The sequence below is a fragment of the Novosphingobium aeonii genome (assembly GCF_052279045.1).
Lineage (GTDB): Bacteria > Pseudomonadota > Alphaproteobacteria > Sphingomonadales > Sphingomonadaceae > Novosphingobium.
Genome location: NZ_CP176833.1, coordinates 1,853,352 through 1,869,611, shown reverse-complemented (window position 1 = coordinate 1,869,611; position 16,260 = coordinate 1,853,352). Strand labels below are relative to the sequence as shown.

Genomic DNA, 16,260 nt, shown 5'->3' with positions numbered 1-16,260 from the left:
ATATCAGTCATATCTTGCCATTTGCGTCCTGAGGAAGCGATGCGTCCCCTGAACTCGATTCTTTCCGCCGTAGGCGGCTCCGTCCTTCTTGCCGGCTGCGGAGTTGGGCCGCGCTATGTAGCCCCGGTGTCGATACAGCCGGCCGCCTTTACGAGCGGACCTGCGGTCGAGGCGCGATCGTCCGCATCGGAATCCTCAGACCTGGTTGCATGGTGGCGCACGTTCGACGATCCGCTTCTTACAAGCCTTGTCGAACGGGGACTGGTGCAGAATCTTGATCTCCAGCAGGCGGCCGCACGCGTCGTCCAGGCGCGCGCGGCGCTTAAGGGTGCGGATGCCGCGCTGATGCCCTCGGGTCAGGTCAGCGGACAGGCCGGTGAGGTCTATCAGTCCCGTGACACGCCTATCGGACGGATCGGCAGTGCTTTTCCCCAGTTCGAGCGGTCGACCGAGACCTATGAGCTGAGCCTCGGTGCCAGCTGGGAAATCGACCTGTTTGGAGGGCGCGACGCTGCTCGCGATGCGGCGCGCGCCGACTGGCAGACATCACAAGCCGGCGCGGTTGCCGCGCGCCTATCCGTCGCGGCGCAGATCGCCGATACCTATGTTGCCATCCGAATGTTGCAGGCGCGGCTCAATGTCGCGCGTTTGCAACTCGAAACCCAGCAGCGGCTGGTCGACCTTGTGGCGCTCCAATATCGCAAGGGTGTGGCTGCCGAACTTCAGTTGAGGCAAGCGGAAGGCGCTCTGGCGCAGGTCCGCGCCTCCGTCCCGGCTCTGCAAAACGAGCTCGACATGGCGATGAATGCACTCGACGTGTTGATCGGCGTTCAGCCTGGCACGACACGCCCCGAACTTGCAGCCTCGACGCCAGTCCCAGCACCGCCTGCGATCTCGACGGCCGGGGGGCCGGCCGCCTTGCTGCGCCGTCGCCCCGACATCATAGCTGCGGAGCGCACGCTTGCCGCGTCCAACGCGCGCATTGGTGTGGCGGTATCGGAATATTATCCGAAATTCTCTCTGAGCGGCCTGTTGGGAACGGCGACCACGGCTGCAGGCGGCCTGTTTACCGGCAATGCCACGCAGGCCAATGGCGTGTTTGGCCTGCGCTGGCGGCTGTTTGATTTCGGGCGGGTCGACGCCGAGATAAAGGCCGCCAAGGGACGCAATGTCGAAGCGCTGGCAGCTTACCGCCTGACGGTTTTGCGCGCCTCGCAGGATGTCGAGGACGCATTCTCCACACTGCTGCAACAGGAAGCGCGCGCGACGGCCCTCGTCCAGGGCGAAGGTTCGCTGTCACGGGCGCGAGACGCTTCCATGGCCGCCTACAAGGGCGGAATGGCAAGCCTGATCGAGGTGCTGGATGCCGACCGTCGCCTGCTCGAAACCCGCGATGGCGCGATCCAGGCGCGCGCCGCAGCAACGCGAGGCGCGATTGCATCGTTTCGTGCCCTTGGCGGAGGATGGAGCGCCGCGGGTTGATCGCCGGCGAAATTCGGCTCTTTAGACTGTCAGTCGCAGATTTTCCGATGAGCCGCTTGTGAAAGCAACCTGTGGCCCCCTCATGTTGAGGCGTAGTGAGGCAGTTGCCAGGCAAGTGGGACGGCGGCGGCCATTTTCGGTGAAACCCTTCATTCATACCGCCCCTTCAGGATAACTTTTTGGTCGGCGGCCGACGCCGCCTAAGCGTTAGCTATCTCCACAACCAGGCCCAGCACCCGACGGTCGCCTATCGGCCAGTCGAAGGCATCCAAAATGGGAAAGCTGCCATTCCGCACCTGAGAGCGTAAAATTGGGTGCTGAACGACCGGGCAGGGGCGAGCACGGAACGGCGAGCACGGCATCAAGCCTTTGAGAGTCGACAGGTCTGCCAGGCGCCCTTTCAGTCTGGCGAGTGCGTCTTGCTGGAAATGTGAGTGAGGCATAGATGCCCGACCATGAAACCGATCGCTCCCGCCCAAATCGACGACCAGGTCATCCGCTTTGCTCGCATCGCACTCAAGGGTGTGCCCGAGTGGATCGAGGTGGAGCCTCTAGAGGGAAGCATGCAAACCGAGTGCTTCGATAACGTCGATCGGGCGATCCGCGCTCATGGTGGCAAGGCGATCATGGGGTGGATCATTTGGGAAAAGCCTGGCGTATGGCTGGAGGCAGAGCACCACGCGATATGGGAGCAACAGGACGGCACCCGGCGCGACGTTACCCCCACGGTTGATGGGGAACCGCGCATAGTGTTCGTGCCGGATGACAAGGCAATTCGCACCCATCCTCGGTTTGGGCTACCGACCCGCTACGTCCCGATCTCCAAAGACCTGGTGGCGGTCAATGCGATTAAGAAGGCGCAAAAGATGATGGAGGTTCGCGCCGAGATTCTCGCCGCTGGGGGTATCAGCCCAAAGCTGATGCCGAAGGCGCAATTGGCGCATGAGCGTTTCATCAAAGCGCTGGAAGCGATCGACGCTAAACTCGCAGCGCAGGCCAAGGTCGAAAATGACGACACGCCGGAGTGATGGTGTGCCTACCGTTGTCTGCGGCGCGGGCGGCAGCAATCGAGAAAGCGGAACATCCTGACTTGAGGTTGGAAAATTGATGGCTGAACCACGATAAAGGGTCCGCTGTGATGGGCAAGGCCTGGGACAACTCTTCCGTTCCGCGCGGAGAGTCCAGCGGCTGGTTCATTACCATAAGCCGTCACTCAACGGTCGGCTCGCTGGGCGCGAATTGCGACCGGAACTGGGCCGCTAGTTACCTGTCCGCTTCCGAGACGGCGGCCACCGGTCGTCACCGCAACCGGAAGGCAAAAGGTCGACGTTCAGCGTCTCGATCTTGGAAAACGCTGCGGCCATGAAATCCATGAACACCGTGGCGCGACGCGGAAGAAGGCGGTTGGCGACGTAGAGGATGTGTATGGGAACGGGGGTGGCCTCACATCCGGTGAGGATCCGCTTGAGGCGACCGCTCCTGAGGCCGTCCTCGAACAGCCAATGCGGCCCAAGGGCGACGCCCAGGCCGGCCAGGGCGGCCTCGCGCGCGGCTTGTGGGGCGCTCACGCGAAGTCGGCCGGACACCGTAACTTCCAAGTCGGCGAAGCGCCAGGTCGCGCCCGTCGACAGCAGGGAATAGACGATGCAGTCATGGTTGATCAGGTCGCCCGGCGTTTCGGGCGTGCCGCGCGCGTCGAGATAATCCGTCGCCGCCACGCAAATGCGCGTGAAAAGGCCGACACGCCGTGCGCGCAAGGCGCTGTCGCTGAGGTGTCCGATCCGCAGGGCCAGCTCGACGCCGTCGTCGATGAGGTTCACGAAACGATCGGAAATCTGCAGGTCGAGATCGAGACCCGGGTAGGTCCGCAGAAACTCAGGGACTTGGGGCATCAGAAACGCGTGAGCAAAGGCCGTTGGGCAAGCGACGCGGAGCAGACCAGAGGGACTGGCCTCGCTCTTCAGCGCAGACTCGGCTTCGTTCACGGCGTCGAGGATGCGGCGGGCTTCGACATAGTAGCGTTCGCCTTCGGGCGTCAGGTGCAGTTTGCGGGTGGATCGTTGCAAGAGCCGCTGCCGAAGATGCGTCTCCAGGGCCGCCACATTGCGGCTCACCCACCGCGCTCCATGTCTGGAATGCTGAAGAGCGGTCGGCGCGAAGCGCGCCGTGAAACCCAACAGAATATGGGAAATCCATTTTACCTCAATCAGGGTCGCAAGTATGTCCGGCCGAGCTGATCTATCACTTTTATCATATGTTCCCGGAGCGCGGGCGGCCCAATCACTTCGACATCGGTTCCAAATCGTAGAAGCTCGGAGCAGGCATGCGAGACAGAGCCGACTGGAAGCGTGGCAACTCGAAAACCTGCGTCATCCTCATCGCCGAGTACCATCTCCAACTGCGCATACGGGGATAGGAACGCCGGCAGCATCTTGATGCCTGCCGGTGTCAGTCGGACGACGGCCGAGGCGGAATGAAGCTCTTCCTCCAGCCTTGCCGTGCTCTCTCTCCAGTAATCGGCAAGATCGAAAGCCGCAGGCCGTTCGAAATGCTCGTCGAGCAATGCCAGATCGCAAATTCTGCTGATACGATAAGTGCGAACGCTCGCCCCGACTGATCCGATCAAATACCAGGCGCCCGCTTTCAAGACGAGACCAAGTGGCGCTACCTGTCGGCGCCGCTCGGATTTCCAGCTCCGGTAGCGGATGTCGATAAGCCGATCGTGCCACACTGCCTCAAATACGGTCCGCAGGTGCTCGGGCGTTTCGCCTCTATCGAGCCACCCCGGCGCATCGAGATGAAACCGCGTCCGCGTACGATCCGCTGACGACCGCATCGACTCCGGTAGCGCCGTCGACAGCTTGAGTTGTGCGGTCACCAGCGTTGCACCTAGTCCGAGAGCGTCGGCTGCCCCGGGAAGTCCCGACAGGAACATGGCCTCCGCCTCCCGCTCCGACACGCCGTTCAGGCGCGTGCGATACCCTTCAAGCAACCGATACCCGCCTTCCGAACCACGATCGGCGTAAATCGGTACACCTGCCGAACTGAGTGCATCCACGTCGCGGTAGATCGTCCGGACCGATACTTCGCACTCTTCGGCAAGTGCGGAGGCCGACACCCGGCGCCGTGCCTGAAGGGTCATAAGGATCTTAAGCAGCCGGGTCGCCCGCATCGTTTAAAACTATCCGCATACCTGACAGAAGATGTCAGCTTGGCGGTTCGATAACGGCTTGTCGACACCGATCAGGAAACCCGCAATGAACCCAATCGAGCCAATTACCCTGTTCCACGCGCCGCAATCGCGCTCCGCCGGCGTGCTCACGCTGCTGGAGGAACTCGGCGCGGCCTATGAGCTGGCCATTTTGAACATCAAAGCAGGCGAGCAACGCAAACCTGATTTCCTCGCGGTCAACCCGCTCGGCAAGGTGCCTGCGATCCTGCATCGCGGCGTGCTCGTGACGGAGCAAGTCGCGATCTTTATCTACCTTGCCGATCTGTTCCCGAATGCGAAGCTGGCTCCACCCATCGACGATATTCGCCGAGGCTCCTACCTCCGGTGGCTCGTCTACTATGCTGCGTGCCTTGAACCTGCAGTGACCGACAAGGCACTAGGCCGCGAGCCCGGGCCCTCAGCAATGTCACCCTATGGCGACTACGATCATGTCGTAAACACGCTGGAAGAACAGTTGCGGAGCGGGCCGTATCTGCTTGGGGACGATTTCAGCGCTGCGGACATATTGTGGGGCGGCGCATTGAACTGGATGATCGCGTTCAAGCTGATACCCGGCAACGACACTTTCCGTTCCTATGCTGCGCGGATTGCCGGCCGCCCTGCGGCGATCAAGATTGCGCGTCAAGATGAGGCACTCGCCGCCACTCATCAGCGGGCTGTCGATGCAAGCAAGGCAAATGACCTGCCGTAGTTCATTGCTACCTTTGGGTACCGAGGCCGAAGCCGCCAACCGGCGACGTCTCGGCTACCCTCTCCATTCCCGCAATGAGGGGACGTCCTCTCATGATCGCGTCTCGCACCGAGGGAAGCGCCAAGGAAGCCGCGTGCAGGTCCTTCGATTCCCAAACCTCAGTGATCCAGATGATGTCCGAATTCGTCGGATCAGCGGCGACGACGTAGCTCAAACAGCCGGGCATTCCGGCAATGCCGGCTATCAGAATCGCCGAAAGGGCGTCCCACTCACCGCGGCGTGCAGTCATCTTGCTGATCAATCCGTACATGGCGTCCCCTTTTTCTGCTGCGGCAGCTGGTCCAACTGCCGAGAATGCCACCATGCCCGTGAGTACGGTGCGTCGCTCAATGTCCATTTCTCCACCATAACGAAAGGTTACGCGAGAGGAAGGAACATCAGCAGCTGTAGCTACCTGCGGGACTACTGATCCGCAGCTATCCGCGTCAACCGCAGATAACTGCCGGGCGGAAGCGTCCCTAGGTCCCGCCACTGCTCCTGTCCGATCCCGACATTCGCACCTCTAATGAACGACCTAGTTTGGTCGGTACTGCTATTACCGCGAGCTGCTCGCCGAGACCATCGCGCACGCCAATGGCTCGCTCCAATCAAACCCTGCCCGAACGATCGCCTCATCCTCAAGCAGTGGACCGTATCGCCGGCGCAGGCGACTTCATACGTCCTCATGGCCGCTTGCAATCATGGCGGCGAAAACCTGAACATGCTGATCGCCCACCAGGGCGCTGATCGTGAAGGTTTAAAGTTCCGGATCATTAAAACACCCAACGTCCGAAGCCTTTTGGCTCGGGGTTTTTCAATCTTGGATGGTTTGCTTTCCTGCGTTGGAAACCGCAAAACTGCGTAGGCCCGAGGTCCCAATGTCAGTCTTTCCGGCCGTTGCTCACCATCCAATGAACGAATGGCGGGTTTCAGCGATACCGGACCTTCCGCACTTGGCGATCAGGATTTGCACCCTGAGTGGCCGCAAAGGGTCGATTGACCCTCGACCTTTTCATCAGGACCAGCGATATCGCCTTATGGCGTCTGATCGTAAAACCGTCGAATTCCTTGTTGAGCAGATGGCAGGCGGGGGCACCGTTACAGCCAAGGCGATGTTTGGCGAATTCGGCATTTATTGTGATGGGAAAATGGTCGCATTGGTCTGCGACGACCACCTATTCGTAAAGTCCACGGTTGGAGGGCGGGCATTCGCTGCCGGCGCGGAAGAAGCACCTCCGTATCCCGGTGCAAAGCCCTGTCTCCTGATCGACGCGGAACAGTGGGATGACAGTGAGTGGCTTGCCGAGATCGTTCGTATCACATTCCAGGAATTGCCTGCTCCCAAGGTCAGAGCCAAGCGCAAATCCGCTTGATTCAACGCCTGGCAGAAGCCGGTGTTCGTTAAACGACTGTCGCTTTGTGTCCGGTCCGGACGTACGCACCACACTTGGTGAACGGCAATATCTGGTTGACACCTGCCGGATTGCGGACCGTCGGCACCTGCCGCGCTGCAAACGGGTGCTGAGCGTCTCATAAGGGGCGAGTGCGTCAGCAAGGAGCAATGATAGCTGACATTTTCAACTCAGGCGCTCGGTCCCTTCGCCTCCTCAGCCCTGTTCCCTATCACTCGAATCACGGGCATGGATCGCGCATGGGGTAAGGCAGAACAGGACCGACAGTTTCATCGGGCCTGAGATGTTCTAATTTGGTCCCGGGGCGATGGTCGCGGAATGTGGCGGCCAGGGTACGCAGGGCCTCACGCGATTTCATGTCGGTCAGCGTGGAGAACATCACGAGCTCGGTGGACGGCAGCGGCGGCAGGCCGAAGCGTTGACTGACTTCCATCGTTCCCGGCGGTGCCAGCCGGCAGGAGAAGGCGGAAATGGCAAGTCCGGCAGAGACTGCTGCCGTCACCATCGCCGAGGTTCCGCCTAGAAACACTTCCGTCCACGATATGCAGGCGGCGGAGCCATGCCCGGCGGCCCGAAACTGTCGTTGAACCCGCCACCCGACTTTGTCCCTGATGGGGGCGATACATGGGGCGGGGGCTTCGCTGCCCGGCAGCTGTCAAACTTGCTGATGGCCGGGTCGGACATGAGCTGACATTTCAAGCACCGAATCGGGCATCGTATGTTAATCGGAAGCTACCTGATCGGACCGTCCGCACCGAAGTAAGCAAAAGCATGGTCAGAATTTCGTAAATGGGTCGGTTCGGACAAGATAGATCGTCAGGTCGAGCGCGATTTTTGAGGTTGGCTTCGTAGTAAAAATTCGAGAGGTTGCAAAGTTTGGCCGTATTTATCCTATATAGTCTTCGAGAAATTCAAGAGCGCTTAGGACTTTGTCTGCGGCCGAGTTACGGGGGGCATATGCGAATGCCCCCATCCTCGTCAGATTGTTGAGCGAACCGGCCGGACGATTAGCGTATTAACATCCACATCCGCCGGCTGCTCCACTGCATAGGCGATGGCGCGCGCGATCGCGTCCGGCGTAAGCGCGATGGAGCGGAAATCGATCATTGCCTGCGCCGCGACCGGATCGGTGATCGTGTGGGCCAGTTCAGATTCCACGACGCCCGGTGCGATAATGGTGACGCGAATGTCGTCATGCTCCATGCGCAGCGCCTCCGAGATGGCGCGCACTGCGTATTTTGTCGCGCTGTAGACGCCGCAGGTCGGCCACACGGCATAGCCGCCGATCGAAGAAATGTTGACGAACTGGCCGCTGCCCTGGCCCTTGAAGCGAGGGAGGGCGGCGGCTATGCCGTGCAGGACGCCTCGGATGTTGACGTCGATCATCCGGTCCCATTCGTCAACCTTAAGGCTGTCGAAGCGCGACAGCGGCATCAGGCCCGCATTGTTGACCAATACATCAACGCGGCCATATTCGGCCTCTGCCGCGGCGATGAACGCCTCGAAATCGCCGCGGTCGGTGACGTCGAGCGACCGGAAGGCGATCGTGCCTCCAGCTGCGTTCAGTTCCTCCGCCAGCACGGCGAGCCGGTCGGTGCGGCGAGCGCCCAGCATCAGCTTCGCGCCGCGCGCCGCTAGCAGCCGCGCCGTGCCTTCGCCGATGCCGCTGCTGGCGCCGGTAATCGCGATGACCTTGTCCTCGAGAGTCATGATAGTCACTCCTGTTCAGACGGACCGAACCATCGATCCAATGCCCGTTAGATGGCGCTATCTGGTCGGAAGGAGGTAGAACGGTCATCCGGGATGATTGCACGATATTCCAGATTTCTAGCGTCGGGCTGGATCGGTCGCTATCGACTGTGTAGGCGGATCATACCGAAGGCTCTGGGAGAAGCGCTGATGGCGCATCAAGAACTGGCTCGACAGATTGCCCGATACGCCGAGTGCGAAGGCATCGTCGACACGCCCATCGCTCGGCTCACGCTGGTCCGCTCGGATCAGGGTGGCGAGCCGGTGCATATGGTGCAGCGTCCGGCGCTGTGCATCATCGCGCAGGGCGGCAAGCGCGTGCTGCTGGGCGATGCGGTGATCGACTATGGCCCTGCCAGCTACCTCGTCGCCTCACTTGACCTGCCCATCACAGGCGCTGTGACACGCGCGAGCGCCGACGCGCCTTATCTCTGCTTTTGCCTCTATCTCGACCCCGCCCTGTTGTCGGAGATCGCGCTAACCCTGCCGCCCCTGCCGGCGGGCACGGAGGAGAGCGGCGGGATGACGCTACACCCGATGACACCTGAACTGATTGACGCGGCGACGCGGTTGACGGCGCTGCTCGGCGATCCGGCGAACGCGCCGCTGCTCGCGCCGCTCATCGAGCGAGAATTGCTGGTGCGGATGATGACCGGGCCGGGCGCAGGCGTCCTGCGGGCGATAGCGAGCGGCGAAAGCCGCACCAGCCAGCTGGCTAAAGCGATCGCCTGGCTTAAGGCCCATTTCCGCGAACCATTTAGCGGACCGCACCTTGCCACCCTTGCCGGCATGAGCATGTCGAGCTTCCATGATCATTTTCGCCGCGCCACCGCCATGACTCCGCTGCAATATCAAAAGCAGCTGCGGTTGCAGGAAGCGCGGGCGCTGATGCTAGCCGACCGGCTTGATGCGGCAGAGGCGGGCTTCCGTGTTGGCTATGACAGTCCTTCCCAGTTTAGCCGAGAGTATCGTCGCCTCTTCGGCGCCCCGCCTGTCCGCGACTTGAGGCGGTTAAGGGCAACGCCGCAGATGGCTATGGCGATTTGAGGGGGCGAGGCGTAGTTCGGTCCGATGCGGGGCGACGATAATTGCCCAGCTGTGATCGGCTTCGTTACAGGGAGCAATGGCGCGCTTGGAGAGCGCCAAAGACTGGATCGACAAACACTCGCTGATCATCGTCGCTTGCAAAATAGGGTCCGCTCCCCGAGCATTGCGAACCGTCCGCATCTCATGTCCCCCTTGGCGCGACAAATTGGGTGCGACATCGAGACAGACGACACATGTTTGGGATCATGCGCTAGAGAACAAAGCTTCTCTGCCCTAACAGCAAGCGGCACTTGCCGATGGCGCTATTGCACAAATCCGAGCGACAGCCGCGAGATATAGCTGACGGTCTGCACTTTGGAGTTTCGAAATGAAAGCCGAGTGTCTGCGTGGGGTCGACGGCGGGAAAGCAGCAAAATGCCAACTCTAGCCTTTCAAAGATGCAACAGCCTCGCTTGTAAGCCGCCGTCCGAAATCTAAATCGATGCGTCGCGCGGGTCCGGTCAGTGCAACCGATCTGCCAATCCTCAAGATTGCCGATCATCCGTCTCGCGCAAGTCTTAGGCTGATCTACCGCGTGGTGTAACGGTGGATCCGTGCGCGGCGAAGGATCTTGTCCTCCAACGAATAATAGAGCCAGATTGCGTCACCAGTCACAATGCATGACGCCGCAAAGGCAATGTCGGTGGCGTCCCGGCTCTTGGCGGGCGGCGGCATGAGGATCGGTTCAAGGCCTCGCCCGGTCACGCAGCTGAAATCGGGTGCGAAGCTGATCCAGCCGATGCGCCAACGCGCGTCCACCGTCGCCCCGTTGTAAAACATGACCGGATCACAGCCTGGCTGCTGGACGATTGGTCCGGTCGACAGATGCCAATTGTCCCAGCTGTCCTCCCGGATCGTGAATGGATCATCGATTACCGTCCACGGACCTTCGGCCGTCGCCCCCTCCGCCATGCCGATCCGCGAGGCATTGCCCCTGGCATATTCGTAAAAGAGTCGGAACCGCCCGTCCGATCCCTGCGCCAGCGTCGCTTCCTTGATGTTGCCTTCGCCGTCGGGCGCCTTGAGCATGACCCGTTGTTCGCGCAGGCTGGTTAGGTCGCGCCCTTTCGCCACCAGCAGAGCGCCCTGTGACCGGGCGGCATCGACGCCAGTGTAGAAGACAAGATAGGCGCTATCCTCACCAAGCACGACGGTCGGATCCTCGCATCCGCCGGCATCGTCGGGATTAGGGCCAGGCAGGATCGCCGGTGCCTCACTCATTCGGAAAACGAGACCATCATCTGATTCCCCGGCCCAGATAACTCCGGTCGGATCGTCCGGCCTCAAAGGATTGGGAACGACGCGGACGAGCAAGCGATAGGTCTCACCCTCCATCCACACATAGGGGCTCATCAAATCATGATGTGCCAATCGCCCGTCGGGCCCGGCGATATCGAGCGTGACGGTCTGCAATTCCTCGACAACATAGGCGGCCATTCCCGTCAGGCTCCTTGCGCAACGGTCAGCGACAGCGCGCCGTCGATCGTAACCGTGGTGCCGGTGATATAGTCTGCGGCGGATGAGAGCAGGAACAGGATCAGATCGGCCACCTCGTCCGGCGTTCCTGCGCGGCCCCAAGGTATTGCCATTTCCTTGCGCCGCAGTTCGTCGGGATGATCGAGCGCGCTCTGGTTCATCGGGGTCAGGATCATGCCAGGCGCGATCCCGTTGACCGCCACACGCTTCGGCGCGAGTTCCAGCGCGAGGGTCGCTGTAATACCAAGGTGCATTGATCAGAACCCATGGGCCCATTGGCGCAGTCCGAGGGACATGATGCGCCAGGGCTGTTCGACGAGCTTGTTCCAGGCGAAGCAGCAGTGGTCGACGATGTCATCGTAGGATTTGAAGATGCGGTTCGACAGCCAGTTGTCGCGCATGAACTGCCAGACGTTCTCGACGGGGTTGAGCTCCGGGCACCTGGGCGGCAGCGGCATCAAGGTGATGTTGGGCGGCACGACCAGCTCGACCGATCCATGCCATCCGGCCTGATCGAGCAGCAGAACGGCATGTGCGCCTGGCGCGACGTGAAAGGCGATCTCCTCGAGGTGCTTGCTCATCGTCTCGCTGTTGCAGCGGGGCATGACGATGGCGGCGGCTTTACCTTCGGCGGGACAGATCGCGCCGAACAGCCATGCCGAGGAGCGCCGCTGATCCTTGGGTGCCGAGGGCCGCGTGCCGCGCTTCGCCCAGCGCCGGGTGAGCTTGGTTTGCTGACCGATGCGAGCCTCGTCCTGCCACCACAGCTCTATCGGCGTTCCTCGCGGGAGGCGCCACCTGATCTGCGCCAGGCGGGCAGCGAAGCTTTTTTAAAATCGGCAATGTCGTCGCCCTTCTGCCCCCGATGGCGGGGCCGCGCCGAGAGCTTGCGGTAGCCCATCGCGCGAAGCTCACGCCCGAGGGTATGGCGCGTGACCGAGAGCGCGAACTCGTCCCAGATCCACTGGGTCAGATCGGCAAGCCGCCAGCGCACGACGCCATGCGACGCGGGGATTGGCCCGGCCTCGACTATCGCCGCAAGCCGCGCGCGCTGCTCGTCATTGAGGATCGCGGCCCGGCCCGGCGCCTTGCGCGTCGCCAGACCATCGGGGCCGCCTTCGTTGAACCGCAGGACCCAGTCGCGCACGATTTGCAGCGTGACGCCGGCAACCTTCGCCGCTTCGCTCCGGCTCCCGCCGTCCAGGATCAGAGCCACCGCCAATAGCCGCCGGACCTGATCCGCATCATCGCTTCGTCGCGCAAACTGGCGCAAATCTGCCGATGTGTAGTCATACCGAACCCCAATCGCTGCCGCCATCGCAAGCCTCCACGTGCCTGCTACGTCGAATCAGATTTTCACGATCTTGGGAATCCCCCGCGTGAGTCAGCCTCAACGCACCTTGGTATAAGCTGCGCGAGACCTCCCTTGGCGGCGTCATAGTCGACCCCGCCTGCACGTGGCGCGCGCTCGTGAATCGAGGATATGTTGACGATCCGGCCGCCTCGGTTCGCACCATCCAGCGCGCGCACCATGCGCCGACATGTCAGGAACGGACCGTAGAGATCGGCGCGCATCAGGCGATCGAACTGGACCAACTCCATATCGCGCAGCATCACGCCCGTCATATTCAGCCCGGCCGAATTGACGAGAAGGTCGACCGTGCCGAAGCGCTCTTCTGCCAGATCGAAGAGTGCCTCGACGCTCTGCTCATCGCCGACATCGGTCCGTACAGCCACGGCCCTCCCACCGCTGTCGGTGATTTCGGCGACGACTGCATTCGCTCGGCCCTGATCTGCGAAATAGGTCAGCGCGACAGGGAGGTCCGCTTTACCCAGTTTAATCGCGGCGGAGCGCCCGATTCCCGATTCCCCACCCGTCACGATCGCGACCGATGTCTGGCCGAAGGATAATGTGTGATGCGCCATGCGCAGATAACACCCGAAGGTGTCGTAGGTGCCGTTGCTCAATCACCTTGGATTGTCTGGGCATAACATATTCAGGGGCATGGCTACTTTGGGGCCGCTTTGCGCCCTTTGTCAGTCGCTCAGTGCCCTAAGGCAGGCTCCCGAAACCGGCCGTGCCGGAAAACACCCGATTGTCGGGAGGACTTAGTGTGGTTCAACCTTCGATTGATTCAGGCGATACGCCCCGCTCAGTCGTTGCGGATCAAGCACTTCAATATATGCTAACGTCATGACGTTACTTATAAAAACATCTCAAAATCCCTCCGACGCTGAATACGAAGCGATTTTCAGGCCCCTACACACTCACAACATAATGCGTGCGGGTGATCCGTGTATTCGGCCCATCGCCGTGTTGCTAACCAATGAGATGGGTGACAATGTAGGAGGGCTTTGGGGCCAGTGCGCCTATGACTGGCTCATTATAGAAATGCTTGCCATTCCGCTAGAATATCGTGGCAAGAACTATGGCAAAGCCCTTGTGGAACAAGCTGAAAATATCGCTCGATCCAATGATTGCATCGGGGTCTGGCTCGACACATTCGAATTTCAGGCTAGCGGATTTTATGAAAAGCTGGGCTTTGAGGTATTCGCCATAATCGACGATCATCCCATCGGCCAAAAGCGGCTTTTTCTTCGTAAGAAGCTTTGATCTCAATCTTCCAGAAAAAATATGATGGAGGCCGACGGCAGTTTACGGCAGGGATTTCCAGCCTGAGGCGTCGGAAATTGCCTGATTGTCGTGTAGCGAGACTGCATTAATGCCCGCTTATGCAAGAAGGAACTTGCAAAGGCTCGTATGTACACCGATCATCATCATACGATGAAGTCCGCTGTACGGAAAGCCCCGTCGGATTGAAAATATGTCGGAAACCCCGTTCAGAGATGTTTTCCGTAATGCCCGATCGGCAGCCATCTCACTCGCGCCTTTCCGAACGCGACATTCCGCTAACGGCCAGTCGAAGGCATCCAAAATGGGAAAGCTGCCAGTCCGCACCTGGTAGCGCAAAATCGAGAGCCGAGCGACCGACAAGGGTTGACGGCAGAAGTAGTTGCTACGTGCCGATTCCAGGCAGCCATCCCGCTCTTTGCGTCGCGACGAATGGACGGCTCAGGCCCACGCTGTATGCGAGCTACGACACCGGTCCCTTCCGTGCCTTGCCAGAAGCCCTTCGCTTCGGTCGTGGATCAATCGGCGCCAACGAAAAGACCAAGCTAACAAGGTGATTCTTGCCTTCGTCCTTCGGTTGGCTCGTCAATTCACTCAAGCGTTCGAGCAGAGTGTTGACCTCGGTCAGGTCGCTATCGCTGAGCCAGCCCTTGTTGCGCGAAGCCCATAATTCTCGTTTAGGACCGGAAACTACCGCATTCACTCTACCCAGCGCATCCTGGAAATCGCGTTCAGCTATTTGCATCAATCCATGAGCGAAATTTCTCAGTTCGGCAGCATTACCATTAGGACGCAGATCGTAGGCCAGCCGAATTGGACCGCCATCGTGGCTTGCCAATCGGTATCGCCGATCGCCGTTATCGTCCGCCGGCACTTCGCAGATCAACCCAGCCGCTGCGAGCGCACGCAAGTGATAATACAAGCCATCTGCCGGACGCCCCAGCTCTTCCGCCAACGTAGCAACGCTCGCCTCGCCCCCGATGGCAGCCAAAGTGTCCATCAGTTCCTGGCGCATTGGCGAACTCAGCAGTCGGATCATCGCCGGATCGGTGAGCGCCCCCGGATCGAATTGATGACTCATCCGCATGGACTCCTGTTGAAATACAACTCATATATTTCAACGAATCGCTCGATGGAAGTCCGTGATCCGTACGAGGCTGCAAATGAGGAAAGCCGATCATGAATTGTTCAATGGTCCTTGCTGCGATCGTGGTTTCGGTATGCCTTTTGCCTAACATCGGCTTGGCAGCTGCTCCGCAATCATTTGAGCCCGCTGCTCTGCAGGCAGATCTGCGCTTCGCCATCGACACAATCGAACGGCAACATCCGCAACTTGAACGCTCGACGACCCGAGAGCGCCTGGAAGCCGCCGCAGCGTCAATACGCGGGCAGCTGTCTCGTGCCATGACGCAGGGGGAGGCGTGGGCGGCCATGGCCCAACTTAACCCGCTGCTCGCGGACGGCCACTTGTTCATCGGCTTGCCGAATTGGCGAGAACAGAGCGCAGCGGAAGTACGTCGAGGAACCGGATTTTTCCCTTTCGAAGTCGAACTCGACGAGCAGGGCTATCCGGTCATTACGGCAAAACTGGGCGGCGAGATGACGCCGTTCGCCGGGCGTAGGATCGTGAGAATAAGTGGTCGTGATGCCCAGGACGTAACGTACGCTTTGCTGGCTCGTATGCATGGAGATACGCCGGCATTTCGGGCAGCCTTGCTATCGCAGCGCTGGTGGCTTGGATTTGCCAAACTCTATGGCACTCCGGCAGTCTATGATCTTCAATTCGCAGGCTCTCCGATGTCGCATCGGGTCTCGGCGGGGCATGTGCTTCCGGCGATTTTGCAGCAAGAGGCTAATTTTGATCGCCTTTACTCCTGCCGCATCAACGCGGACCACACAGCGTCGCTGAAGGTTGCCTCATTCGCTTGGAGCGACAAGGCACAGTATTTCAAATTTACGCATGACTGTTTCGCACAGATGAAGGCGGCTTCTACGCAGCGTCTGGTAATCGATGTCAGCGCCAATGGCGGCGGCGATGACGACATGTGGAAAGAAGGTATCCTCCGCTACATTGCCACCAAACCTTACAAGCAGGGCTCGACCTACGTTAAACGCGAACGCGATGGCTCACTTTCATCGGGGAGCATCGAGACCGCGACCGTCCCAACCCTTGGCGAAGCGCTGCATTTCAACGGCAAGGTTGAGGTCCTGATCGGTCCATTGACGTACTCATCCGCCGTGCTGTTCGGAAATGTCGTGCGTGATTATGGCTTCGGCACTCTCAGGGGGGTCGGAAACAGCGCACGAACACAGCAATCCGGCGGCGTGCAATCCATAACGCTCCCCAATACAGGATTGGTTCTCTCCTACCCGCGCTTTGTGCTTGAGCCACCCTTGGGGACATCTGTACCAGGGTTTCTGGAGCCGACGGTCCCCAGTGGTCGCCACACCGCTCCTTAGG

The 16,260-nt window shown here is 60.3% G+C and carries 16 protein-coding genes and 1 pseudogene; 7 read left to right on the top strand and 10 right to left on the bottom strand.

All coding sequences use genetic code 11. The features are described 5' to 3' along the window. Positions 1-39 precede the first annotated feature (39 nt). Together ACLIMP_RS23635 and ACLIMP_RS23630 are read left to right on the top strand one after the other, a co-directional pair. Positions 40-1,482 carry an efflux transporter outer membrane subunit gene (locus tag ACLIMP_RS23635; RefSeq protein WP_324699974.1) on the top strand — a complete coding sequence of 481 codons (1,443 nt, stop codon included), beginning with the start codon at positions 40-42 and terminating at the stop codon, positions 1,480-1,482. 455 nt (positions 1,483-1,937) lie between these two features. Further along, complete coding sequence (locus ACLIMP_RS23630; protein ID WP_324699279.1) at positions 1,938-2,510, top strand: hypothetical protein; 573 nt, start codon at positions 1,938-1,940, stop codon at positions 2,508-2,510. Positions 2,511-2,741: 231 nt separating this feature from the next. Here the strand turns inward: ACLIMP_RS23630 and ACLIMP_RS23625 are convergent, their stop codons facing one another. Together ACLIMP_RS23625 and ACLIMP_RS23620 are read right to left on the bottom strand one after the other, a co-directional pair. After that, complete coding sequence (locus tag ACLIMP_RS23625) at positions 2,742-3,596, bottom strand: LysR family transcriptional regulator (protein WP_324699280.1); 855 nt, start codon at positions 3,594-3,596, stop codon at positions 2,742-2,744. 92 nt (positions 3,597-3,688) lie between these two features. Then, positions 3,689-4,654, bottom strand: coding sequence for a helix-turn-helix transcriptional regulator (locus tag ACLIMP_RS23620; protein ID WP_185999345.1), 966 nt, complete (start codon positions 4,652-4,654; stop codon positions 3,689-3,691). A gap of 85 nt (positions 4,655-4,739) precedes the next feature. Between ACLIMP_RS23620 and ACLIMP_RS23615 the strand changes: the two genes are divergently transcribed. Beyond that, positions 4,740-5,405 carry a glutathione S-transferase family protein gene (locus ACLIMP_RS23615; RefSeq protein WP_324699282.1) on the top strand — a complete coding sequence of 222 codons (666 nt, stop codon included), beginning with the start codon at positions 4,740-4,742 and terminating at the stop codon, positions 5,403-5,405. A 7-nt stretch (positions 5,406-5,412) separates the two neighbouring features. On the opposite strand, the gene ACLIMP_RS23610 is transcribed toward ACLIMP_RS23615, so the two are convergent. Next, positions 5,413-5,802 carry a putative quinol monooxygenase gene (locus tag ACLIMP_RS23610; protein WP_221937268.1) on the bottom strand — a complete coding sequence of 130 codons (390 nt, stop codon included), beginning with the start codon at positions 5,800-5,802 and terminating at the stop codon, positions 5,413-5,415. 679 nt (positions 5,803-6,481) lie between these two features. Here ACLIMP_RS23610 and ACLIMP_RS23605 point away from each other — a divergent pair. Then, positions 6,482-6,817 carry a TfoX/Sxy family protein gene (locus tag ACLIMP_RS23605; RefSeq protein ID WP_324699283.1) on the top strand — a complete coding sequence of 112 codons (336 nt, stop codon included), beginning with the start codon at positions 6,482-6,484 and terminating at the stop codon, positions 6,815-6,817. 259 nt (positions 6,818-7,076) lie between these two features. Here the strand turns inward: ACLIMP_RS23605 and ACLIMP_RS23600 are convergent, their stop codons facing one another. Next, positions 7,077-7,361: a hypothetical protein gene (locus tag ACLIMP_RS23600; RefSeq protein ID WP_443478481.1), complete on the bottom strand. Its 285-nt coding sequence runs from the start codon at positions 7,359-7,361 to the stop codon at positions 7,077-7,079. Positions 7,362-7,834: 473 nt separating this feature from the next. Further along, positions 7,835-8,566 (bottom strand): SDR family oxidoreductase, encoded by a 732-nt coding sequence (locus ACLIMP_RS23595; protein WP_443478480.1) that lies wholly within the window; start codon positions 8,564-8,566, stop codon positions 7,835-7,837. A gap of 189 nt (positions 8,567-8,755) precedes the next feature. On the opposite strand from ACLIMP_RS23595, the gene ACLIMP_RS23590 reads away from it, so the two are divergent. Beyond that, positions 8,756-9,652, top strand: a complete 897-nt coding sequence (locus ACLIMP_RS23590) for an AraC family transcriptional regulator (RefSeq protein WP_324699285.1) — start codon at positions 8,756-8,758, stop codon at positions 9,650-9,652. A 567-nt stretch (positions 9,653-10,219) separates the two neighbouring features. Here ACLIMP_RS23590 and ACLIMP_RS23585 read toward each other — a convergent pair. The 4 genes and pseudogenes from ACLIMP_RS23585 to ACLIMP_RS23570 all read right to left on the bottom strand — a co-directional run bounded on the left by ACLIMP_RS23585 (position 10,220) and on the right by ACLIMP_RS23570 (position 13,135). Beyond that, positions 10,220-11,128: a glycoside hydrolase family protein gene (locus ACLIMP_RS23585; protein WP_185999348.1), complete on the bottom strand. Its 909-nt coding sequence runs from the start codon at positions 11,126-11,128 to the stop codon at positions 10,220-10,222. 5 nt (positions 11,129-11,133) lie between these two features. Continuing rightward, a pseudogene (locus ACLIMP_RS23580) lies at positions 11,134-11,409 on the bottom strand (SDR family NAD(P)-dependent oxidoreductase); the annotation flags it as partial. 15 nt (positions 11,410-11,424) lie between these two features. After that, a protein-coding gene (locus ACLIMP_RS23575) for an IS630 family transposase (protein WP_443478325.1) occupies positions 11,425-12,485 on the bottom strand; the annotation gives its coding sequence in 2 pieces (ribosomal slippage) (positions 11,425-11,993 and positions 11,993-12,485; 1,062 coding nt in all). 38 nt (positions 12,486-12,523) lie between these two features. Then, entirely contained in the window at positions 12,524-13,135 is a 612-nt protein-coding gene (locus tag ACLIMP_RS23570; protein ID WP_443478479.1) for an SDR family NAD(P)-dependent oxidoreductase, read from the bottom strand. Positions 13,136-13,361: 226 nt separating this feature from the next. On the opposite strand from ACLIMP_RS23570, the gene ACLIMP_RS23565 reads away from it, so the two are divergent. Continuing rightward, positions 13,362-13,781 carry a GNAT family N-acetyltransferase gene (locus ACLIMP_RS23565; RefSeq protein WP_054434307.1) on the top strand — a complete coding sequence of 140 codons (420 nt, stop codon included), beginning with the start codon at positions 13,362-13,364 and terminating at the stop codon, positions 13,779-13,781. A 481-nt stretch (positions 13,782-14,262) separates the two neighbouring features. On the opposite strand, the gene ACLIMP_RS23560 is transcribed toward ACLIMP_RS23565, so the two are convergent. After that, entirely contained in the window at positions 14,263-14,880 is a 618-nt protein-coding gene (locus ACLIMP_RS23560; RefSeq protein WP_324699286.1) for an ArsR/SmtB family transcription factor, read from the bottom strand. A 98-nt stretch (positions 14,881-14,978) separates the two neighbouring features. On the opposite strand from ACLIMP_RS23560, the gene ACLIMP_RS23555 reads away from it, so the two are divergent. Then, a complete protein-coding gene (locus ACLIMP_RS23555) occupies positions 14,979-16,259 on the top strand; it encodes a S41 family peptidase (protein WP_443478478.1) in 1,281 nt (426 codons plus the stop codon). The last annotated feature ends 1 nt before the right edge of the window (position 16,260 follow it).